This is a genomic window from Trueperella sp. LYQ141, from assembly GCF_046599555.1.
Lineage (GTDB): Bacteria > Actinomycetota > Actinomycetes > Actinomycetales > Actinomycetaceae > Trueperella.
Genome location: NZ_JBKIWQ010000010.1, coordinates 56,709 through 78,882 on the forward strand (window position 1 = coordinate 56,709; position 22,174 = coordinate 78,882).

Sequence of the window (22,174 nt, forward strand, 5' to 3'; positions counted from 1 at the left end):
TCCTTATCTATTCGCTATGGCTATACCATATGGTGCTCGGTAGTCACGGGTAATGCTCCACCGGCGTCGAAACATCGCCACGTGCCGGTATGGCATGCGGCATCAATCTGCGTGACCGTCAACAAGATAACATCTCCATCACAGTCTAATTCCGCAGAATGAACAAGCTGGATAGCTCCTGAGGTGTCACCTTTGCGCCAATACTGCTGACGAGAACGCGACCAATACCAGGCGCGTCCAGTTGATAGCGTCCGAGCGAGAGCAATTTCATCCATCCACCCCACCATGAGAACATCCCGGCTGCGCCGATCCTGAACAACAGCCGGCACTAAACCGTCATCGGTAAAGCGGATACGTGCCCGAATCTCATCAGAAAGAGTATCGACGCCTTCGGTGTCTAACCCCGAGGGCGTATTCGTACTCGCTGGCACGGTGTTCTTATTCACCCAAAACCTCGAAGCCAGCCGCCCGCAGAGCAGCTTTGACCTCAGCAACCGTCACAACCCCGAAGTGGAATACCGAGGCCGCGAGTACCGCATCAGCACCAGCTTGGGCAGCCGAAACAAAATCCGCAACACATCCGGCACCGCCCGAAGCAATGATCGGAGCGCTGATAATCTTCCGAGCTTTTTCAAGTAATTCAATGTCATAGCCGGTGGTCATGCCGTCGGCATCCATTGAGTTGAGGAGGACTTCCCCGGCGCCGCGTTCCACAGCTTCAACTGCCCATTCGAGAGCATCCCGCCCCAGCCCTTGTGTGCCTCCATTGATCGTCACTTCAAATCCTGAAGGGCACCCTGGCGCGCGGCGTGCATCTACCGATAACATGATTGCTTGCGGGCCAAATTCCTCAGCGATTTCGGTTAGCACCTCGGGGCGAAGCAACGCCGAGGTATTGATGCCAATCTTTGACGCGCCAGCCTCCATCAGTTCACGGACATCTTCTACATTGCGAACCCCGCCCCCGACGGTGAACGGGACCGTCACCACCTGTGCGGTACGCCGGACGACCTCACGCATGGTTGCGCGCCCCTCAACAGAGGCAGAAATATCCAGGAAACCCAGTTCGTCAGCGCCCATCTCACAGTAACGTTTGGCGAGCTCTACTGGATCTCCGACGTCTTTAATATCGGCGAAATTCACGCCTTTTACTACCCGCCCGTCTTTTGTATCAAGACAAGGAATAACTCGAATACCAGCCCCCATCAGCCCTCCCCTAAGTTGAAGTTTCGCTTCATGGTAACAACAACTAAGGTACAGACCATGGGGTCTATCCACAGTGTGAACGCTAGGGGATCACGGCAGCAGATCATTGCTAAAGTCTGTGCAGCTGCCGCCGAACACTCACTTTTTATTATTGGGATTGACGGACGCTCCGGTGCTGGAAAAACCACCTTGGCCCATGAGATCGCACAACAGTTGCTCAGTGAGCTCAATGCGGAGGAAGCTACCCACAATCGTGCCGAATCCCCCGTAGCTTCCTGTTCGGTTCCCTCGCCGCCCGCTATTGTCACTATCGAAGTTGAAGATTATATTCGGGGCTGGGATCGTCTCGTTGCCGATATTCCATATCTGGCAGTTCTCCTCGCTGAGCTGCGCCAAAACGGATACGTCTGGGCGCGCCCGTGGGATTGGCAGGCTAACCGCCCTGGGCCGCTGCGTCGTCTGCCGCAATACGGGTATGCGCAGCGCATTATTGTGGTTGGCAGTGGAGCAATATCGGCCCACCTTTCCACGCTGCTCGATTGCAGAATATGGCTAGAGGCCAGTAGCGATCTTCGCCAGAGCCGAGTGCGCTACCGCGATGCCTACGATTGGTCAGCGTATTGGCAGGTATGGGCGCAGGCAGAAGAACAGCTACGCGCTGAGTCTGCTTCAGATGCGCGTGCAGATTATGTGCTGCACACCGATGAGCCGGAAACACTGCCGTAATCACAATCAGGTTGGACCTTTACTTTTCCCTCCCTGGTGCAAATATAAAGGAAATTGCTACCGCTTTCCCCCTCCCCTATATGCGGTCCTATCGCCTCGTATTTTCCTGTTATGCGTGATTCCTTTTCCCCTCTCATGGCGAGAATAATTACTGCTGCCAGCTATAAAAACAGATATAGCCCAGCTAGCACAGATATGAAGATATGAGAAGAGAGATGAAATCTGGAGAGGAAAAGCGCAAACACCCAAGGCTCACCCATCGCTGCTCTCTCGGTGTACGTAATTCAGTCTGCCGCTGCAGGTGCTGCCGCCAAAATATCGACGACAAGGGCGCGATCTCCGCCTCCTTGAGCTAATCGCGACGGAATCGCCACCACTATTCGACTCCCGACGCGCGCATCCAGTAAAGCATCGCGCAAACCAGGGAACACTTCTGGCATGTTCAGTAACGCCGGTTTCCCTTGCTGCCAGGTATTTTCTCGAACCTGACCGTTTGCATCTGCGAGGACGTAATTGACGACAACAGCATCATTTTCACCAATTTGTGCGCCCTTACCTGTGATGACGGAGTTGTAGACCAATTCAGAAACAGGCCCGCCACCCGCTGTAATCGTCGGTATGCCAGAGACAATATCCACCGCTGGCATACCATCATGCGCCGGAATCGCTGCATGCTCCTGGGGCAACGAGGTTGGCAAAATATCAATGACGCTCACAACAGCGCTGTATTCACTTTCAGGTTCCGTGACGATCAGCCGACTTCCTTCTCGCTGCCCGATAATGTCAGAATAAAACCGCGAAAGCGCATTTGGCGTTGCAAAATTGACGATTAACGTACGCCCATGCTCTTCGGGGGTTGCGCGCGACGTAACGTGAAAAGCCGTCAGGGATAACACCACCGGAGATTTTTCTGTAATCTCGCGCCCTTGCCCCGAACGATCAACCGCCAGCGAACGCGTCCCCGGCGTTGAGTGCTCATCGAAATGTGGTTTTCCGCTGAGCGTCAGCACCGGGGTTTGCCCCAATTCCCCGGAAGTCGTCATGACAAAATCCTGCGGGGAATGTTGCAGCCGGTAGCTCACCGTCGATCCAACGAAGCCTAACCACAGCCCTAGGATGATTCCACCGATATAGAGCACGATACGCCGACGATTCATGAATCAATACCTGCAATCAACTCATCAACTCGTGAATCGGCAAAACACAGTGGATCAGGGAGCAAAACACCTCGTGATCCCTCATCCTCTAGTAACCGCAGGTTCAACCAATCCACCAGATAATCGCGACGCCGATCCATCGCAGCGGCAACAAAATCGCCGCGCAACTTCGCCCGAGTGGTTTGCGGAGGAATTGTACGGGCTTGTTCTATTCGCTCTACCGGAACAATCATGTGGAGTGCGCCGCTGGCTTCCAACCGTTGCCGAAGCCCATAAGGCGTAATATCGTGCCAGGCCAGATCGAGACGGGCAACCCGCGGATCATCCCAACTCACGCCCGAACGCTCACAATAGCGTTGCAGAGTGTAGCGTTTAGCAACCCAGTCAATTTCCCGTACCAGGCTCTGCACATCACCGGATTCCATAGCATTGAGCGCCCGCGCCCACAGATCAAAAACATAACGGCGCGTCGCATCGAGCTGGTCAAACCAGCCGTGGCGCTGATAATGCGTGACAACGACCTGGTATATTTCCCGCTGAATATCCAGAGCCGACATTGCGCCAGAATGAGCCAGCGGCAGCGGCTGCCTCCCCGACAGATCTGTGCAGACCGTGCGGATCGCCTGCACAGGATCGGCTAACGTACACTCCGGCACGGCGGCTCCCGATTCCAGTACATTGAGCACGGCTTCCGTCATGCCAATTTTTAATGCGAGCGTCGCCTGGCACATGGAGGAATCCCCCACGATGACGTGCATTCGACGATAGCGTTCCGCGTCAGCATGCGGCTCATCGCGGGTATTAATCATCGGGCGCGTGCGGGTAGAGGCCGCCGAAATCGCATCGTCCATGTGGTCTGCGCGCTGGGATAACGCGAAATGCATACCAGTATCATCCTGGCGCAGATACCCATTACCGACGAGAAGCTGCCGAGTAACGAAAAACGGGATCAGGGCATCGATCCGAGAACGAAAATCTCGCCGACGCCGCAGCAAATAATTTTCATGACATCCGAAGGCATTGCCATAAGAATCTCGATTATTCTTCAGTAAGTGGATACGCCCAGCAATCCCCTCATGTGCTAGCTGGGTATTAGCTTGCTCAGCAAGATGAGCAAAAATCGCATCCCCAGCCCGATCATTCGCAATCAGATCAGCAATATCATCACACTCAGCCGTGGCATACTCCGGGTGCGCTCCCACATCGAGATATAGACGCGAGCCGTTGGGTAAAAACGTACTTGTGGAGTGGGTATGTGCCACTACCGAAGCAAAGAGCCGATGCGCGCTTTCCTCCGCATCTAACGGAGCTTCACTACCCGAGGTCGACGCACAAAAGATTCCGTACTCGGTTTCCACTCCAATGACGCGACGCGGGATCACTGGCCGCCCTTTTGAACAAACCCCTGCACAAAAGACGTCGCATTTTCTTCCAAGATGGCATCGATATCGTCAAGAACATCGTCAACGTTGAATACCGTAGCTGCCACCGCTGGAGTCGGTACGTCATTATTTTCCGATTCCTCTTCACGCCGACGGACCTGACGAAACTGTTGTTCGGACATGCGCTCCCTTCCTTCTGGTGGCTACTCTAGTACACCTGGATCGCGGCTAACAGAGAACCGGATATGGGGATTATTCACATCCGTTTCGCCTCGTGAATTACAGATCACCGCTGCTCGCGAACTGCGGCCAATATATCGGCTAACGCCCCCTCCTCAAGGACGCACCCCAGCCGATCAGCACAATATGCGGCTGGATCAGCCATTGCCACTCGGAGTAAATCGGTACCGTCGTCAACCGTCACGCTATCCCATCCGGCGCATTGCACCTGCTTTGCAAATCGACGGATGAGCCCTCCTCGCAGGTATGCCCGCGTAGATGACGGAGCATAACGCACCGCATGGTCAACCTCAGAGGTGCTCACGATGCGTTCTACCTGACCAGCGGCCTCCAACCGAGCCACGATGGAGCGTTCTGGCCGTAAATCATGCCATTGCAAATCGCAGGCACGCAGCTTATCGTGATCCCACGATCCGCCTAGACGCTGACGTAGCGATTCCAGAACCTGATATTTGGCAATCCATTCCACCCGTCGGGCCGCCCGCATCATATCTGTGCGCAGATCATCTAAAACTTCTTGCCATATCTGGAGCACCTGTGCGGTTTCTTCATCGTTCATCCCATGCCGTTCCACATGCTCACGTGCCGCATCGAGATAAATCTGTTGAATGGCGATGGCACTCTGAGAGCGCCCATCAAACATATCCACTTCCCGACGAAGTTGCGGATCATGCGAGATTTCCCAGGTGGCTCGCACCGGATCATTGAGCAAGATGCTATCCCACTCCAGCGGAATCTCTCCCGATTCAATCAGGGAAATGACGAGTGACGTCGTACCCACCTTAAGGAGATTCGAGATGTCAAACTGATTGGCGTCTCCCCCGATAACGTGCAAGCGGCGCCACCGAGCGTGCGCATGCGGCTCATCGCGAGTATTGATAATCGGACGATTAAAAGTGGTTTCCAAACCGACATCATTTTCGACGAAATCGGCCCGCTGCGAAATCTGAAAACCGGCATATTCACTGCGTTGCCCTAAACCAACCCGACCCGTTCCACACAGAATCGGACGGGTGACGAAAAAGGCGGTGAGGTAGCGGATAACGTCCGTGAAATCCGCATGACGTTCCATCAAATAATTCTCATGGCAGCCGTAAGCGGCGCCTTTACTGTCGGTATTGTTCTTATACACCACGAGGTGGTGACCTTGCTCCTCGGCACATTTCATGGCATGACGAGCGATGACTTCACCAGCCCGATCCCATAGCACAGCTTCGCGCGCGCTGGCCACTTCCGGCGCAGAATACTCGGGATGAGCGTGATCCACATAGAATCGGGCGCCGTTGGTTAAGACGGCATTGGCTGGGCGAATCAGTGCCTGTTGCGCTGGTGTTGGACGCGGCATCCGGCAGATGACGCCCTCGGTATCTGGCGCGCTCGCGATCGGATCATCAGTGAGTTGTGATGGATGTGCGCTGGCGCGATCTAAGCGATACCCACGGGCATCACATAGAGGATCTTCACTGCGATAATCCCAGGGAATTGCCCCTGCCCTACCGCTGGCGCTTCCAGCTTGAGCGTAGGCCTGCACCAACTGGATTGACCATACAATCGGGTTATTCATTCCGCTTGGTTCACGCCCTGGTGCTTTGTGATTCTCCGCATGGCCGCGAGCATGTATAACAGTTGAGGAATTCGGCATCGGAGTAGCGGTTAGCGAAGATGACTCACGATCTTCTCGGCAGATTCCAAACTCAGTTTCTAAGCCCATAATGCGATGAACACTCATGACTGCTCCCGTTCAGCTTCCGAGGGATATTCTCCAACGTTTTCCCCTGGCACATCCCCTAACGCCGCTTGCTGTTCCTCCTGTGATGGCGAGCTGAGGATCTCACTACTTGCGCAGATCGGGCGCACATTTGCTACCGGCCACGGTGTATGCCGACCATGAATACGCGCCCACTCTTGCGGATTGGTGAGCTGGGTTATTTCGTCATTTTGTTTTACTTCATCGTAAATTGCAGCCCGTATATGCGTCATCGAAATTCCCCGCTGACCGCTTTGTAAGAAATCCTTAATCGCATATTTCTTTGCCCGATCCACAATGGCAGCAAGCATGGCTCCCGATACGAAATCACATACGTAAAGCCTTTCGCGCTGGCCATTTACATAGGTCAACTCCACGAACTCCATTTGTGTTGTGCGTTCAAAAAGCATATCCACAGCTTCGCGTGCCATAGTTTCTACCGCTGCCGCCGCCGATCCACAGCGGTTAATCTCTGCCAGGTGAATAGGCAAATCGGGAGTGAGGTACTTCAGGATAATCTCTCGTGCGCCGGATCGCGTCGGGCGATCAATGCGGATCTTGGCATCGAAACGACCCGGACGTAAAATCGCCGGATCGATCATATCTTCTCGATTCGACGCCCCAATGACGATCACGTTATCCAGCTGTTCGACTCCATCAATTTCCGTCAATAGCTGAGGAACGATGGTTGTTTCGACGTCCGACGAAACTCCCGAGCCACGGGTACGGAATAAGGCTTCCATTTCATCAAAGAAGATCACGACCGGAATACCGCTAGCCGCTCGATCGCGCGCGCGGGCAAAGATTTGGCGAATCTGCCGCTCGGTTTCTCCGACGTATTTATCCAGCAATTGTGGACCTTTGATATTGAAGAAATACGAACGCGGCTGGTGGGCATATCGCGATAGTTGCGTTTTACTCTTTGCTGGATCCTCCGACGCTGCCGCTTGATTACGCTGTGCGACTTTTTCGGCGATAGAGGTCGCCACCGCCTTGGCGATAAGGGTTTTTCCAGTACCAGGCGGGCCGTAAAGTAGCACCCCTTTCGGAGGTTTAAGACCGTGTTCGCGATAGAGTTGCGGATGTTCAAAAGGCAATTCGATACTGTCGCGAATCTGCTCAATTTGAGCATCTAATCCACCAATATCAGCGTAGGTAACATCGGGAATTTCCTCTAATAGCAGGTGTTCCACATCTGGTCGTTCCACATGCTCAAGGACGTATCCTGCTTTCATATCCGCCAGTACGGTATCTCCGAGCCGCACGCCACGATCCATTAACCGACCCGATAACCGCATGACGCGCTCATCGTCAGCCCCATAGCGCACAACCACCCGCTCGGAATCAATAACTAACGCCACTGTGGCAAGGCTTCCGATACGATCGTAGGATTGCGTGCCGATCACCACTAATGACTCGTTCAAAATGAGTTCTTGACCAGGACGGATAGATCCTAGGTCGATTAAATGCGAAACAGCGAGAATCATCTGCCGCCCATTGACCATCGCTAAAATTTCCCGACGGTCATGGTTGGCACTGATGAAGGTTGCAATCGATCCAGGCGGTTGGGATAGCCGTTCTACTTGAGCATTCAGGTCAGTGATGCGTTGGCGCGCTTCTTGTAAACCACGGCTGAGACGTTCGTTTTTCTCTAAAACCGAACTCAGGGTTGCACGCAACGAAAATATCTCGCCGTTTTCCAGTGAATCAGTGTGCTCCGTCATGGGCATCCTCTCCCTGTGCTGGATATGGCTCGGTTACTGTTACTGTTTCAGTTTCTGGGCGTATTGTTTGCTTGGCACTTGCCGACACATCATCGCATTGTGAGGTAGCGAGCCGAGAAGGCACAGACGAAGAATCAGGAGAACAACAGCCCGGATCATAGGATTGTTCAGTTTCCCATGAGCGTTCTTTAGCTGCTTCCTGGCGGGCGGCCGCTCGCTGGGCATAGCGTTGCATATCACGTTCACGCAGTTCCGCTGCAATCCGTTCATCCATCGCACGCGCGTTTTCACCAGGCGCCGACGTTCCACTTATCTCCACATCCGCACGATGGGCAATATCTCGACGGATTTTACGCAGCTTGCGCTGTGCGATCTCTCGCTCATTCATCTCCTGAGCTGAATTCTCACTCCAGGATAGGGCCTCACTATGTGCTGCTGGCGCCGGCCGCCGACTCGGAATTAACGGGTAAGAATTACGCGCAATTCTGCGGGCAAACACCAAAAAGCCAGTGTGAGCGACCATCGAATGATTTGGGCGAACTGCAAGACCATCCAAATGCCAGGTGCGCACCATCGATTCCAGTGCTTCCGGTTCGGTAAAGGCCTGAGAATCTCGCAGCATTTCCACAAATCGCGATAGTTGCGTCGTCGTTGTTACATATCCAATAATGACTCCGCCGCTGCGCAATGCCTGAGCAGCCGCAGTGATACATTCCCACGGAGCGAGCATATCTAAAATGACATGATCGAGGCTTTCCTGCTCCATTTCAGATAACACGTCATTTGCATCGCCGATGCAGAGCTGCCACGGAGGGCACTGCGGTCCATACCATGAGAGCACATTTGCTTGAGCAATCTCAGCAAATTCGGGGCGGCGCTCCACTGAGGTCACCTGGCCACTTTCACCCACGGCGGCAAGCAGGGATAAGGTCAGACCCCCTGAGCCCACTCCGGCTTCCAGGACGCGCGCCCCAGGGAAAATATCGCCATGTTGAATGATCTGCCCTGCGTCTTTCGGGTAAATCGGAGTAGCTCCGCGTGGCATAGACAACACATAGTCGCATACCAAGGGGCGCATTAACTGCAAGCTGTGACCAGATTGCGTCACCAGTATTGTCCCCTCAGGTTGCCCAATAACCTCGCGATGATAAAAGTTTCCTCGGGTGGATTGGAAGTAACCATCTGTGGTCAACATCGTGGTGTACTTGCGACCTTTAATATCAGTGATCTGCACTCGCTCACCGGCACGAAATGGACCGCGGCGACGTTCTGCCCCATACGGGTGTGGATAAGTACTCATCACTGCTATCTTACCGACCGCATCTTCACAACCGCGGGTATGGTGAGAGAATGAGTTCACATGCTGCTATTTCACCGAGTCGGGCAAGCGACTTTCGTACCTGCCCTTTGAAGTTTCGCCTGCGGAGTATTGATCGCATTACCGAAAAGCCCACTCCTGAGATGTTGCGCGGGACGCTAGTACACTCCGTCCTGGAACACATCTTTGATGCGTGCCCTGAACAGCGCACTGAAGATCACGCCCAATCCTTACTCCTTCCCCGTTGGCAGGCCCACCAACAACGCCACCCCAAGGACGCAGAGATCTTTTCCTCACAAGCAGACATTGACTCATGGATTGAATCAGCTCGCCCACTAATAAGCCGATATTTCACTCTTGAGCAGCCACAGTATCTCCAACCTCATGCCCGAGAATCTTTCGTCAATGCCGTACTACCTTCAGGATTGGCGATACGCGGAATTATTGATCGTCTCGATATTGCTCCCAATGGGGCGATTCGCGTCATCGATTATAAAACTGGTCGTTCTCCACGCCCAGAATACCAGCGCAGCGCCATTTTCCAGATGTGTTTTTATGCTGCTGCGCTCGTCTTTTCTGGCAAGGATCTGCCGGCTCGCACGCAACTGTTATATCTCGGGGATGGGCGCACCCTCACCTACGATCCGCATAGCGATGACGTTAAGGCCATCGAATCAGAGATCAACACACTGTGGGCGCAGATCCGAGCCAGGCTAGATAATGGGCACTTTGAAGCGCGGCGCAACCCATTATGCCAATGGTGCGATTTCCAAGCGATATGCCCTGAATTCGGGGGGCAGCCGCCGCAAATGAGTGAGCAGGGCGCCGCCTATTTACTGACGGCAGAGATCTCCACCTCCTCAGCCCAGCACAATGCGCACGGCGATAGCTCAGCCCATCAGTTGATGTAATTTTTCTTCGTCCACCTGCGTCAGGGATGAGATCAGTTGGACGCCGGGCAACTGCGGGAGTTTTACATGAAGTGGAACTCCTACCGCCCGCCCACCAGAGGCATGGGCTGCTGTTAACCCAGGAATCGAATCTTCGAAGATCAGGCAGCGGGAAATATCCACTCCGAGGCGTTGAGCTGCACAGCGATACGGCTCAGGATCAGGTTTACCGGCTAGTCCTTCATCACCAGTAACACAGACGGTTAGCGCTCCCTGAGGGCTATTGGCTAAGGTCAAATCGGCAAACGAACGGAATGACGATGTAACTAGCGCGCTGGGGATCTGCAGTTCGACCAACAAGGTCAGGAGTTCTTGGGCACCAGGCCGCCACGGCATTCCTCGCCGACGCCCAAGTTCGGCAACCTTATCGGTAAGCAGCGTCCCTAACTGAGCTGGGCTGATCTCTAACTGCAATGCCTGACACAAATATCGGGTGGAATCCGTCAGAGACATCCCAATAATTGCTGTCTCATCGCCTCGTTTCCACGGGCGATCTAGGGCAGCAAAGACCTCTTCTTCAGCAGCAAACCACAGCTCTTCTGAGTCAGTGAGGGTACCGTCCATATCGAAAAGGACAGCCTGGGGCAACATATCTCTCGTCTCCTTATCAATAGAAATAAGCGCGGTCAACGCATGAATAGCTAGGTGCGAAAGCACGGGCGCAAGCTATCACCCGGCTCGCAGGGATTTAACTCATCCGCTCTCCCGAGATGCCATTCGTGTACCGTTTACTTGAGCCACCGTCACTCATTGTGCGTTATACGCAATACATCGTCGGCTATGCATCTCAGCATGTGGTAATTTCCCCATTAATACGCATTTATCAACCCGGTCCCTAAGAGGGCAATAACGGTAGCTGCCAGAACAAAACGATAAACCACGAAGATCGCGTAAGAACGAGTCTCTACGAAACGCAGGAATCCTACTATCACAGCAAACCCCACAATAAAGGCTGTAACAGTAGCGACTAATGTTGGTATCCCACCAACCTGTGGCCCCGTCCCGTCATCAGATAAAAGCCGGTAGAAACCAGACCCCATAATAGCTGGAATCGCCAACAAGAAAGAAATTCGCGCCGCCGCGGATCGAGTGTACCCCAAAGCCAAGCCGACGGTGATCGTCCCGCCAGAGCGCGAGACCCCTGGGATCAACGCCATCGACTGCGCAAAACCTAAAACCACGCCATCGCGTACAGACATCTGCTCCAGCGGAATCGCCCGACGCCCCAGCCGATCAGCTACGCCAAGCAAAACCGCGAAGATAGCGAGCATAGCGGCTGTTATATACAAATTGCGGAATACGGAGTCGATCTTTTCCTCCAGCAATAATCCCAGAACGACAATCGGAATCGTCCCGAAAATAACGATCCAACCTAGGCGCACATCCGGATTGGCTGACGGAACTCGCCGCGGCGGTGAAACCACCGGCAATGAGCGAAACCACGCGCTAATAATGCGCACAATATCGCGCCAAAAATACAGCACAACAGCCGTCTCAGTGCCGATTTGAGTCACAGCCGTAAAAGTCACTCCCGGATCGCCTAAGGATGGAAACAACTCCCCAACAATACGCAAATGTGCCGACGATGAGATCGGGAGAAACTCCGTCAATCCTTGAACGATTCCTAACACAATGGCTTCAAAAATACCCACCCGCCTAGCCTAACCCCGCGATTTTTCTCCTCGTGCATTAGGCTCTGGGATATGAAGCACATCTTTCTCGGACACAGCGGTCTACAAATCGGCCATATCGGCATGGGGACTCTCACCTGGGGGCGAGATACCGAATCCAGCGACGCCCACCGGATGGTCGCCAACCTACTCGATCATGGCGGAAATGCCATCGACATCTCTGCCGTATATGGAGACGGTTTAGCACTTACCGTATTAGGCAGCGTCCTTGACGGCGCAGTAGACCGTTCAGAACTGTGCATCATCGGCCATGTCGGCACCTTCTTTCGTACAGATAGCGGAGCAGTTCGATGCAACACCGGGCGCGGCGCGCTGATGGCATCGGTAGAACAGATGCTTGAGCAATTGAATACCAGCTATCTCGATGTGGTCAGTGTCGCCGGTATAGACCACCACACTCGATTCGAAGAAACCATTGAATCCCTCATCGCCATCGTTTCGGCCGGAAAAGCCCGATATATCAGCCTGAGTAACTTCCCCGCATGGCAAGTAGCCCGTTACGCCCAATACTTCACTGACCACCACGCCCCCATCTTGGCCGGCATCGGAACAGAATTTTCGGTTCTTGATCGGCATGCAGATCGGGATCTCACCGACGTCTGCGAGGAGTTTGGACTTGGAATATGCGCATATTCGCCGCTGGCCGGCGGGGTATTAACCGGCAAATATCGGCACACCATTCCTCCTACCTCACGGGCAGCAACAGAGCACCTGCGCTCAAGCGTGGAACGGCATCTTGAGGATAAACCGCGAAGAACCGTCGAAGCTATTGCCAAAGCTGCGGACGGGCTCGGGCGCACCCCCGCAGATATTGCACTAGCGTGGCTACTATCGCGCCCACAGGTCGCGTGCGCCTTCGTCGGAGCTCGCACCCACGCCCAATTCGATCAAATCCTCGAACTCGATATCTGCGAGCTTCCCGAGCCCGTACACCGCGCAATCTCAGATATTTCTTAGCCACTTCTCTTCGCAGCGCAGCCGCTTACCTCCTAGCCGCCGCAGAACGTAGCGAGCAGGCGTTATCCCCAATGACGAGAGCCATAGCTTTGGGGTGCAGCGGATCTTTGGGGTGCAGCGAATCTTTACTGCCCCCCCTAAAGCACATCGGCTGGAAATATCCACGTCGGTGTCAACGTAGCAAAAGGCCTCGGTGGCTACAATCTCAATAGCCACCGAGGCACGGCGCATATCCTTGGGAGATCCTGACCTGCAATCGCGATTAGCGATTGCCAGATTTCGCAGTTTTACGTTCTAATGACCACCGTCAGGACGACAACTCCGAGCTATTAGTCGTCTTCCTCGTCATCCTCATCGTCATATTCATCATCGAAATCATCGTCATACTCGTCAAAGTCATCATCATCGAGGTCATCATCGTCCTCGTCGTCCTCATCCTCATCGTCATATTCATCATCGAAATCATCGTCATACTCGTCGAGGTCGTCATCGTCCTCGTCATACCCGTCATAGGTATCTAAGGGACATTCGACGTGATACGTCGTGAACATAACATCGTCATAGAGGGTGTACTGGTCAGCGAGTTGCTCGCTGAGTGCAGCAAGTAACTCGCCACCATCCGGGCCATGCTGCTTAGCCGCCGTATGAAAATCGCGTAGCGCTGCAATGAGCGCTTCCAATTCGTAATCCGCTGCGTCCGCCATAGCTAGAAGCCTAGCCCACGACACGGGCAATAGGAAACCGTTAAGCGCCTATACCTGCTCAATAAATTCTCGCAACACTCGACACCCAAAATATAACGAGTCCACCGGAATACGTTCATCAACCCCGTGGAACATTGCTGGGAAGTCAAAATCCGGGGGAACTTGCACCGGAGCAAAGCCATATCCAGCAATGCCAAGACGCGCAAGAGCTTTATTATCTGTTCCAGCAGACAAAAGATACGGCAAGACTCGCGCGCCTGGATCACAGGCCTGCACAGCATGAACCATCGCATCCATAAAACTGCCCGACATTGGCATCTCGATACCGGCAGAATCATGCAACGTTCGTACCTGACACCCTGCAGCCAGCTCGCGAATTCGCGCATCGACTGCCTGCTCAGTACCGGGAATGGCTCGCACATCAACCGTGCCCACAGCATGCTGCGGAATCACATTTGCCATATAGCCACCATGAAGTTGCGTCAGATTAGCACCCGTGCGCAACGTGGCCGCTACATACGCCTGCGCCGGCCCTAAGGCCGCAACGATGGCTCCAATGCTTTCCTCATCCTGCGGATCAAAAGGCAATCCTGCCAATTCTGCCGTCTGTTCAAGCAAAGTGCGCACCGCTGGCCGTAGAACCAAAGGCCATTGTTCATTTCCAATTGCCGACATCGCATGCGCCAAAGCCGCAACTGCATTATCCGTATTGACTTGCGAACCGTGCCCAGCCGTTCCTTCCGCTCGCAATTCATACCACGTCAACGCTTTCTCTCCCGTTTGCACGAGATAAACACGGGTGCCATTGACGTAGGTGTTATATCCACCCACCTCAGAAATGGCATGGGTTGCTCCGGCAAACAGTTCCGGATGCTCAGATACCAGCCACTGCGCCCCCATCTTGCCGCCCGCTTCCTCGTCGGCAAAAAATCCAATGACGAGATCCCGCGGCGGAACCCAGCCAGCGCGCGCAATATCCCGCACAACCGCCAAGATCATTGCATCCATATTCTTCATATCAACCGCGCCGCGCCCCCAGAGCATACCGTCGCGAACGACACCCCCGAAAGGATCCACCGACCAATCCTCCGCACGCGCCGGAACAACGTCAAGATGCCCGTGAATGACCACCGCGCCACGCCGCTGCCCCGTCTGCGGATCACTCTCCACTTCCCGAAAACGCCCAGGTATGCGCACGATCACGGATTCGCGCCCAGGTTTTGGCGCATATATCTGCGGGGTCAAACCCACTTCAGTCAATAAATCCATCACATAGTGAGCCGCCGGTGTTTCGATCTGCTCACGCCCGTCATTGGAGGTGTCATATCGAATAAGCTGCTGGGCGATCTCCAGAACCTCTGAATAATCCTCATTCGTCTTCGTCATAACTCCACGACTCTCTTTTCTCGCTACGCACAACATGCCACGTATTGCCGCAATTTTTCATCATCATTATTGAACGTCACTGTAAGCATGCGGCGTTCGCGAATCAACAGCAGCAATTCCCTGCGTCCCGTAATACCGCGGATCTAGCGGCTTACCCGCTTTCATTTCGGCAATCATGAAATCCACAATTGCCTCTCGGAGATTGTCATACTTTTCTCCAGCCTGAAGTAGACGTTTATAGGGCGGATTGAGCTCTAACACAGTGTGAACCGTATGCAGATCATCGGCACAACCAAGATCCTGAGCAATCGGAGTTAACTGCTCTACCATCGCAAGAATCGTCTCACGTACAGGCTCTTGATTGCCGAAGTCATCCAAAATAAGCACGGCATCCATACCATAACGGGCTGCCCGCCATTTATTTTCATCGACGTACCACGGCGGCAGCGTTGGCAGGCTATGACCAGCGTCTAACTCACGAGAGAAATATTCGACGAGGCATTGGCAAAGGGCGGCAATCATGCGTACTTCAGTAATATTCGTTGCCGCGTCACACATTCTAAATTCCAGCGTCCCGTACTTAGGCGAGGGGCGAATATCCCAACGGACCTCATCGAAATGAGAGATCACGCCAGTTTTCATCATGTCTTCCGAGTAAGCAACGAGCTCTTCCCAGGTATCGAACTGATGCGGAGTGCCAGCCGTCGGGAGCTGTTGGAAAACCATTGCCCGATTATCCACATAGCCGGTAGCTTTCCCGTTCCAGAATGGCGACGAGGCCGTCAGGGCTTGAAGCTGAGCAAAACGGGTTAAACATGCGTTAAGAATGGGAAGCACTTTGGTTCGGTCATCAATTCCGACGTGGACGTGCGTTCCAAATAGCAGCATTTGACGGCCCCAGTATCGGGTACGGTTCACTAACTCGGCATAGCGCTCAGAATCAGTAACCCGTTGATAGACCGGATTGGCAAAAGGATGCGTCCCCGAGGAGGCCACCGTAATGCGCATTGGCGCAAGAATCGGCTCAAGAATATCTATTCCGCGTTGCAGATCATCCGCGCAGCCAGCAACTGTCTGATGTGGACGCGAAACCAATTCAACGGTATTGAGCAACATTTCCCCGTGAATAATCGACGTATCGCGTTCTAATTTACGGGTAAGCGCCAAGATGTAGTCGGCGGCTTGGCGTAGGTCATTGGAATCTTTATCAATGAGCTGCAATTCCCATTCGATACCCAGGGTTGACCGTGGTGATGACGCAAATTCCATTGTCATTCCTTACCTTTCTCATGGGAGGGGACGGGAGTTCTTCCCCCATCACATAACCGAAACAAAGACGGGCGTCGTGCCGTATCTAGCGGCTAGATCCCTCCGACATACACCTCGCAGGCTAGTGTTGCCGGTAGCGCTCAACGAAACTTCGGATGAGCGTTTTACCTGCGGAATAATCCCGACCACCGCATTGCCGACGAACCGCATCGAGTTGACCAGGCCTAAAGTATTTCGACCCGTTGTAATAATCCAAGCGCAAATCTAATCCGGCTTCATCAATCTCAGGATGGAATTGCACCCCGTAGACGTTATCCCCATAGCGAATTGCCTGAACTGGGCACATATCGGACTCTGCCAACACGACAAAGGGAGCACACTGAGGAGCGATTGCTTCAGCATGCCCGACGATAGCGGTAAAACGCTGTGGCAGAACAGCGAAAACTGGATCTTTTTCACCGGCAGGTGTGCGCCGAATATCTACCGCTCCTAGTTTTTCAAAATGATCTTTCGTCAGCGGAATATTTCGCGAGATAGCCAGCGACTGGTGACCATAACAGATTCCTAGATACGGGAAATCTGCTGCGAGAATACGCTCGTTGAGTGCAAATAGACTTTCTTCCGTAGCCAATTGTTCCGGCGTTTTTGCCTGTGGATCATCAAAGAAACCATATTGCGAACCAGAAACGATCACTCCAGCAAACTCTGCCAGATCAAGGTGCGGGCGTTCGTCAAGGAAAAAATGACGCAGATCCCCAGCAGCTAACCCGGCGCTGCGAGCAACAACTGCATACTCATCGGCACGAATGGCAGCCGCCGTTGCTGGACGCGCGGCAAGAAAAGCAAAGGGTTTCATTCTGCTTCCTCCCGAAATAAGACCGCTTCTACCACGTCACGAGGCATATCCACCCCGAACCATAGCTGCTCGCATAGCGCTGCTTGTTCGATCAACATGTGCAAGCCTTCAACAGTCTGTGCGCCGCGTTCGTGAGCGGCCTGCAAAAGTGCGGTTTGCCGTGGATAATACACCGCGTCAGCCACAATATGCTGTGGGGTAATCACCGCTGGATGTATCGGAGAAATTCCTGCCATCTTCCCCATCCCCACACTCGTCGCGTTAATAATGATGGCAGATTGCTCGCACGCGTAGGCAACTTGCTCATGATGTGCGGAGTCAATCAGTGAGATCTCGGTATCACAATGCTCACGCAATTGTTCAATCGCCGCCCGTAAATACGGGCGGTCCTCAATATCGCGGTTAATAACAAAGATATGACGCGCACCGTCCAAGGCCGCTTGCGTCCAAATAGCACGCGCGGCGCCTCCGACGCCCAGGACCACGATATTCGTATCCTCGATCTGTGCCCCGCGGCGGCGAAGTGCATTGAGCATTCCTGCTCCGTCGGTGTTATCACCCCACAGCTCCCCATCACGCAAAGTAAATGTATTTATTGCCTGCATGAGAGTGGCAACCATAGAGACGTGATCCATCAGCGGCATCGCAGCAGTTTTGTGCGGCATAGTTAGATTACCTCCGCGATACCCCAATGCCCGAATTCCAGCAAAAGCTGCCGATAATTCCGGAGTATCGAGCTCATGCACCACGTACGCCGCGTCAATGCCTAACACAGCAAAAGCGACGCTGTGCAAGAGCGGAGATTTCGAATGTCGGGCAGGCATGCCGATAAGGGCAAGCAACTGCGTATGACCGCTCGTTATCAAAGAGGGATGTGTCATGGGGGTATTCTTGCATGACTGGCTCAGCTAACGTTGTGGCGTTCTCTATGCGAAAACGTCTTTTCGGAGCACTTCACGGCACATTCAGCGGCATATCGCAGGCATATTCCCATCTCATCTTGCAGCCTATGCACCGCACATACGCCACGAGAAAAACAAAAGCACTCTGTGGAAAAGATCCACAGAGTGCCTATTCGTGCGCGGAGGGGGACTTGAACCCCCACCCACTAATACGTGGACTAGCACCTCAAGCTAGCGCGTCTGCCTATTCCGCCACCCGCGCGGTGACGTTGCGAGAGCAACAGGTAAAAATGTATCACTGCCCGCCGAACCTTTCCACTTTCACCACTTGCCCTGGGATGTGATTTGAGTTATGCCTCATGTTTATCCATCGGACGGCTTTCTGCCATGTTTGGAAAAGAGGGTAGATTATTCCTATGGAAAAACGCGACTGTGAACAGGCTGCACCTACAGGGCAAACCCAGGATACAAACGAAAATACCGCGTCATGCGCTTATACACCGCCCTATACCAATGCCACTCCTAGCAAGGGCGGCATTGCTGGTGCCGATAGCAGCATTCCTTCATGCGCATGCTCTTCCCAGAGCCTCGCTGATAACGCTGATTCACACGCGGAACTCCCCCAACGTTTCGGAGATCCCACCCGCCCGGAGGAGCTAGTGCGGATCTTCCACCGCACGTATGGGTTACCTATCGTTGATGATGGCCCCAATGCGGATCGGGAGCGTATTCACATGCGGCTGAGCCTAATTGCCGAAGAATTCGCCGAGCTCGTTGGAGCGGTCTATGGTCAGGCGGCACGCCAGCATATAGAAACAGCTTTCCAGCAAGCCCGCGCTAGCGATGATAACACCCGCGATACAGTGGAAATTGCCGACGCATTGGGTGATCTGATCTACGTCATCTACGGCATGGCTCTGGAATTAGGTATTCCGATGGCGAAAGTCCTTGATGAGATCCAAGGATCAAATATGTCGAAATTAGATTCCGACGGAAAACCCATCTACCGAGCAGACGGCAAAGTCCTCAAAGGTCCGAATTTTTACCCGCCAAATATTGCCCGCGTGCTCGGCTATTAACCTCGGGAAGGCCAGATACGTTAAGCCAGTAAGCTACGCCGACGTATCTTATCTATTAGAAACACCAGTCATAGCGGAAAAGGCGCTCCGCCGACCACTTGTTAAGATCGTCAAGACCATCCCGAACAGCATCATTGCCACCGCATCCAGTAGCACCCACTGCCCCAAACCACGGCTTGCCCCAGCGTCATACAGCGGAGTAAAACTCGAACCAAACACCATGAATACCGCAACGCCGCTTAAACTTAACGTCGCAATAAGCTGGCCAAGTATGGTCAGCCACATAGCAGGCCTATTTCGTTGAATAATCGCTACGGCAACAATCACTCCCGCTATTGCTAGCACCAAGGACCAGATAAAGCTGGAGCGCATCAAAGATGTTGGCTCAAAAACTGGCGAGGCAAAGATCGATCCTTCGATAGGCTTCCCACTCGTCCAATCAAACAAGCCATGACCATCAAAAAACGGGAGCGCACAGGCAGCAGCAAATACTAGATACCCAACCGAGCTGACCAGCAATCCCAGCACCACCCGAATCGGCATGCGGGGTGTCTTAGGCGAAAACAATGAGTTTCCCGCAGACCACCCGTATCCCGAAGCTGCACCGAAAACCGAATTCGCGGGCAGTGTGGGCGCATTCGATGGAACAGTGTAGTGTGAGGGGTCATACGAGCGCGGCGCTGAATACTGCGCGGCAGTATTGCCGGAAACATAGGAATTTCCAGAGAGATACCCATCTGGCGTGGGCATCGCCGACTGCTGCCCCTCCTGATGTGGAACAAATGAATTATTCATCGATGCGACCATGGTGAGTCCTCTCTGCCATAACCACTGGTACGCAGCCTCTCAGCTTTCTCTCATTGTATAGAGGTTTGTATGACGTTTAGCTCTACCAAAGAAAGTATTTCATTTCCGCTGCTGCCAGCGAGCACTCGATCTCGGTATCTAGAAAAGCAAAACCTCACTCACCGTCATCTATGATTTCTGCGTCTTCAATATCATCTTTCAACGTTGCTGCCAGAATCTTTGCCGATAATTCATCGATGCGCTGTTCAATAATCCGCTTTTGTTCCTTGCGCTGTTTCGTCGGCATCGTTGCGATAATCGGCAGTGACGAATGCAGTGAATCCAATTCACGTCGCCATGATGCCGTTTCTTCTGCTGCCGATGCGGTACGCGCAGCAGCATATAAATACGCCGCTTGATCTCGTAATACGCGAATACGATCGGCAAGCTGATTATTTACTTTTGCGCGTTGGCCCGACGCAGAAAACATGCCAAAACGCGATGTCAGCTTCTGAAAAAGCGCTGGATTATCAGCTAAAAGCCGCTGCAGTTGCGGCCCATAGTTGCGGATCACGCTGTAGACAACAGGACCGGCTGTAGTAGCTAACCGCAGCAATGTGCGAAACCGCCTCACCGTTTTCCCTTTCTGTATCCTATTTTTCTTTCTCTTTACGAGAGCCTAGCGCAGATTCTTCGCTTCGCACAGCGCTCGCTATCACCGCCAGAGCGATAAGACATCCAGCTATCAGGGCTAATACCGCTGGCCAACGGCCAATATCCCAACAGTGACCAAAGAGAATTCCCCCAAGAGAAGAACCAACATAATAGCACATGAGGTATATTCCAGACCCACGGCCCGGATATGGATGCAGGCCTGCCGCCCGCCCAGAACTGAGCGCGTGCATTCCAAAAAATCCCGAACAGAGCACGAAAAGCCCCACCCACAACGTCACGATATTTGTTGGAATAGTTAATCCTACCCCGACTGCCATCGTCACAACGCCGAATAACATTACTGGACGCAGCCCCCAACGCATGACCAATGCGCCCGCCTTAGCAGAAGACAATGTGCCTGCAAGGTACGACAAAAACAGCATTGACGTCACTGAGGTTCCCAATCGCCACGGCGGCTCAGCAACGCGATAGACCAATACCGTATATATGCCGACGAACATTCCCATGCCGATTAGACCATAAGCATAAGCTAATATTCGTTGCCGGCGTTGAGCTGGCGAATCTGGACGCACTGACAATGATGCTTCCCGTCTCATTCCCGCTGACTGTGGCAAGGTACTATGAAAAATTCCGCCTAAAGCCGTAGCAAATAGCGCCACAGCAGCCACGCCGATCCGCCAGCTTGTGAACGTCTCACTCATAATGCCGCTCAACAGCCGCCCAGACATTCCGCCGACTGTTGTTCCAGCGATATACAAACCAGAGACTCGGGCAATAGCAGCAGCTTCAATATGCCGCCCCACCCAAGCTAAAGCGGCAGCAATCGGCCCAGCTAAGGTCACTCCTTGTACGGCACGAACTACAATGAGCGCCCACCACGTATGTAATAACGGAAAGACTAAACATAAGGCGACACTGCCAAACAGCCCGCCAATAATAATCTTCCGTTCTCCTATCCGTGCACTGAGTTGCCCCCACAACACGACGCACAGGGCCAATCCCGTCATTGTTGCAGACATCAACCACGCAGATTGCGATGCCGTTACCCGGAATTCACCACCAATTGTGTGCAGCAGGGGCTGCGGCGCATAAAGCAAAGAAAAAGCGCTGATTCCTAAACAAAATAAGGACACCAGCGCATAGCGGTACTCCCGACTACCGCGTCGGATACGACCATCACTGATAGCGTCCACCTACCGGACTATACTCGTTGCCACGCTAGCTCATCTATAGCTATCCGCCATGTTTCCTACTCACTGCCGCAAAACTGCGCAAAATACCGGAAAAATACCAGGACTCCCCCTCCGATATGCGGCGCTTATATTCACATCATCAGAGTAACGCACGCACTACAGATAGCATCGCGACCCGCATATCTTTACGCCACTGCCACCTCTTGCGCACTCATTGCGCATTACC

At 53.4% G+C, this 22,174-nt stretch carries 21 protein-coding genes, 1 tRNA gene and 1 pseudogene; 4 read left to right on the forward strand and 19 right to left on the reverse strand.

Annotated elements, in window-relative coordinates:
• Positions 1-20: 20 nt before the first annotated feature.
• Positions 21-446: a phosphoribosyl-AMP cyclohydrolase gene (gene hisI / locus ACLHIJ_RS07725; RefSeq protein ID WP_411296374.1), complete on the reverse strand. Its 426-nt coding sequence runs from the start codon at positions 444-446 to the stop codon at positions 21-23.
• Complete coding sequence (hisF, locus tag ACLHIJ_RS07730) at positions 439-1,206, reverse strand: imidazole glycerol phosphate synthase subunit HisF (RefSeq protein WP_411296375.1); 768 nt, start codon at positions 1,204-1,206, stop codon at positions 439-441. Before hisF ends, hisI begins: the two co-directional genes overlap by 8 nt.
• 57 nt (positions 1,207-1,263) lie before the next feature.
• Here hisF and ACLHIJ_RS07735 point away from each other — a divergent pair, with 57 nt between their 5' ends.
• Positions 1,264-1,932 carry a uridine kinase gene (locus tag ACLHIJ_RS07735; RefSeq protein WP_411296376.1) on the forward strand — a complete coding sequence of 223 codons (669 nt, stop codon included), beginning with the start codon at positions 1,264-1,266 and terminating at the stop codon, positions 1,930-1,932.
• A 284-nt stretch (positions 1,933-2,216) separates the two neighbouring features.
• Here the strand turns inward: ACLHIJ_RS07735 and ACLHIJ_RS07740 are convergent, their stop codons facing one another.
• From ACLHIJ_RS07740 to ACLHIJ_RS07765, 6 genes are all read right to left on the reverse strand, one after another.
• Positions 2,217-3,089: an FKBP-type peptidyl-prolyl cis-trans isomerase gene (locus ACLHIJ_RS07740; protein WP_411298874.1), complete on the reverse strand. Its 873-nt coding sequence runs from the start codon at positions 3,087-3,089 to the stop codon at positions 2,217-2,219.
• Positions 3,086-4,471: a Pup--protein ligase gene (gene pafA, locus ACLHIJ_RS07745; RefSeq protein WP_411296378.1), complete on the reverse strand. Its 1,386-nt coding sequence runs from the start codon at positions 4,469-4,471 to the stop codon at positions 3,086-3,088. Before pafA ends, ACLHIJ_RS07740 begins: the two co-directional genes overlap by 4 nt.
• Complete coding sequence (locus ACLHIJ_RS07750) at positions 4,468-4,653, reverse strand: ubiquitin-like protein Pup (protein WP_411296379.1); 186 nt, start codon at positions 4,651-4,653, stop codon at positions 4,468-4,470. Before ACLHIJ_RS07750 ends, pafA begins: the two co-directional genes overlap by 4 nt.
• Before the next feature lie 104 nt (positions 4,654-4,757).
• Entirely contained in the window at positions 4,758-6,440 is a 1,683-nt protein-coding gene (dop, locus tag ACLHIJ_RS07755; protein WP_411298875.1) for a depupylase/deamidase Dop, read from the reverse strand.
• Positions 6,437-8,182: a proteasome ATPase gene (arc, locus tag ACLHIJ_RS07760; protein ID WP_411296381.1), complete on the reverse strand. Its 1,746-nt coding sequence runs from the start codon at positions 8,180-8,182 to the stop codon at positions 6,437-6,439. Before arc ends, dop begins: the two co-directional genes overlap by 4 nt.
• Positions 8,166-9,482 carry a tRNA (adenine-N1)-methyltransferase gene (locus ACLHIJ_RS07765; protein ID WP_411296382.1) on the reverse strand — a complete coding sequence of 439 codons (1,317 nt, stop codon included), beginning with the start codon at positions 9,480-9,482 and terminating at the stop codon, positions 8,166-8,168. The genes arc and ACLHIJ_RS07765 overlap by 17 nt, the downstream gene beginning before the upstream one ends.
• 50 nt (positions 9,483-9,532) lie before the next feature.
• Here ACLHIJ_RS07765 and ACLHIJ_RS07770 point away from each other — a divergent pair, with 50 nt between their 5' ends.
• Positions 9,533-10,411 carry a RecB family exonuclease gene (locus tag ACLHIJ_RS07770; protein ID WP_411296383.1) on the forward strand — a complete coding sequence of 293 codons (879 nt, stop codon included), beginning with the start codon at positions 9,533-9,535 and terminating at the stop codon, positions 10,409-10,411.
• On the opposite strand, the gene ACLHIJ_RS07775 is transcribed toward ACLHIJ_RS07770, so the two are convergent.
• Together ACLHIJ_RS07775 and ACLHIJ_RS07780 are read right to left on the reverse strand one after the other, a co-directional pair.
• Complete coding sequence (locus ACLHIJ_RS07775) at positions 10,391-11,041, reverse strand: HAD family hydrolase (protein WP_411296384.1); 651 nt, start codon at positions 11,039-11,041, stop codon at positions 10,391-10,393. The two genes, ACLHIJ_RS07770 and ACLHIJ_RS07775, sit on opposite strands and share 21 nt — an antisense overlap.
• A 218-nt stretch (positions 11,042-11,259) precedes the next feature.
• Positions 11,260-12,102, reverse strand: a complete 843-nt coding sequence (locus ACLHIJ_RS07780; protein ID WP_411296385.1) for an undecaprenyl-diphosphate phosphatase — start codon at positions 12,100-12,102, stop codon at positions 11,260-11,262.
• 51 nt (positions 12,103-12,153) lie between these two features.
• On the opposite strand from ACLHIJ_RS07780, the gene ACLHIJ_RS07785 reads away from it, so the two are divergent.
• Positions 12,154-13,098 (forward strand): aldo/keto reductase, encoded by a 945-nt coding sequence (locus tag ACLHIJ_RS07785; protein ID WP_411296386.1) that lies wholly within the window; start codon positions 12,154-12,156, stop codon positions 13,096-13,098.
• Positions 13,099-13,427: 329 nt separating this feature from the next.
• Here the strand turns inward: ACLHIJ_RS07785 and ACLHIJ_RS07790 are convergent, their stop codons facing one another.
• The 6 genes from ACLHIJ_RS07790 to ACLHIJ_RS07815 form a co-directional block, all read right to left on the reverse strand.
• On the reverse strand, positions 13,428-13,802 hold the full coding sequence (locus ACLHIJ_RS07790; RefSeq protein WP_411296387.1) for a hypothetical protein: 375 nt from the start codon (positions 13,800-13,802) through the stop codon (positions 13,428-13,430).
• Positions 13,803-13,850: 48 nt separating this feature from the next.
• Entirely contained in the window at positions 13,851-15,188 is a 1,338-nt protein-coding gene (locus tag ACLHIJ_RS07795; RefSeq protein ID WP_411298876.1) for a M20/M25/M40 family metallo-hydrolase, read from the reverse strand.
• A gap of 66 nt (positions 15,189-15,254) precedes the next feature.
• The gene (locus ACLHIJ_RS07800; protein WP_411296389.1) at positions 15,255-16,457 is read right to left on the reverse strand and encodes a glutamate--cysteine ligase; all 1,203 of its coding nucleotides are present in this window, start codon (positions 16,455-16,457) and stop codon (positions 15,255-15,257) included.
• A gap of 121 nt (positions 16,458-16,578) precedes the next feature.
• Positions 16,579-17,313: a glutamine amidotransferase-related protein gene (locus tag ACLHIJ_RS07805; protein WP_411296390.1), complete on the reverse strand. Its 735-nt coding sequence runs from the start codon at positions 17,311-17,313 to the stop codon at positions 16,579-16,581.
• Positions 17,310-18,194: a shikimate dehydrogenase gene (gene aroE, locus ACLHIJ_RS07810; protein WP_411298877.1), complete on the reverse strand. Its 885-nt coding sequence runs from the start codon at positions 18,192-18,194 to the stop codon at positions 17,310-17,312. Before aroE ends, ACLHIJ_RS07805 begins: the two co-directional genes overlap by 4 nt.
• A gap of 197 nt (positions 18,195-18,391) precedes the next feature.
• Positions 18,392-18,477 (reverse strand) — tRNA-Leu (locus tag ACLHIJ_RS07815).
• A gap of 343 nt (positions 18,478-18,820) precedes the next feature.
• Between ACLHIJ_RS07815 and ACLHIJ_RS07820 the strand changes: the two are divergent.
• A pseudogene (locus tag ACLHIJ_RS07820) lies at positions 18,821-19,294 on the forward strand (GNAT family N-acetyltransferase); the annotation flags it as partial.
• 48 nt (positions 19,295-19,342) lie between these two features.
• Here the strand turns inward: ACLHIJ_RS07820 and ACLHIJ_RS07825 are convergent.
• The 3 genes from ACLHIJ_RS07825 to ACLHIJ_RS07835 all read right to left on the reverse strand — a co-directional run bounded on the left by ACLHIJ_RS07825 (position 19,343) and on the right by ACLHIJ_RS07835 (position 21,948).
• Positions 19,343-20,089 (reverse strand): hypothetical protein, encoded by a 747-nt coding sequence (locus tag ACLHIJ_RS07825; RefSeq protein ID WP_411298878.1) that lies wholly within the window; start codon positions 20,087-20,089, stop codon positions 19,343-19,345.
• 166 nt (positions 20,090-20,255) lie between these two features.
• Positions 20,256-20,714, reverse strand: a complete 459-nt coding sequence (locus ACLHIJ_RS07830) for a hypothetical protein (RefSeq protein ID WP_411296394.1) — start codon at positions 20,712-20,714, stop codon at positions 20,256-20,258.
• Between the two features lie 19 nt (positions 20,715-20,733).
• The gene (locus tag ACLHIJ_RS07835; protein WP_411298879.1) at positions 20,734-21,948 is read right to left on the reverse strand and encodes an MFS transporter; all 1,215 of its coding nucleotides are present in this window, start codon (positions 21,946-21,948) and stop codon (positions 20,734-20,736) included.
• Positions 21,949-22,174 lie beyond the last annotated feature (226 nt).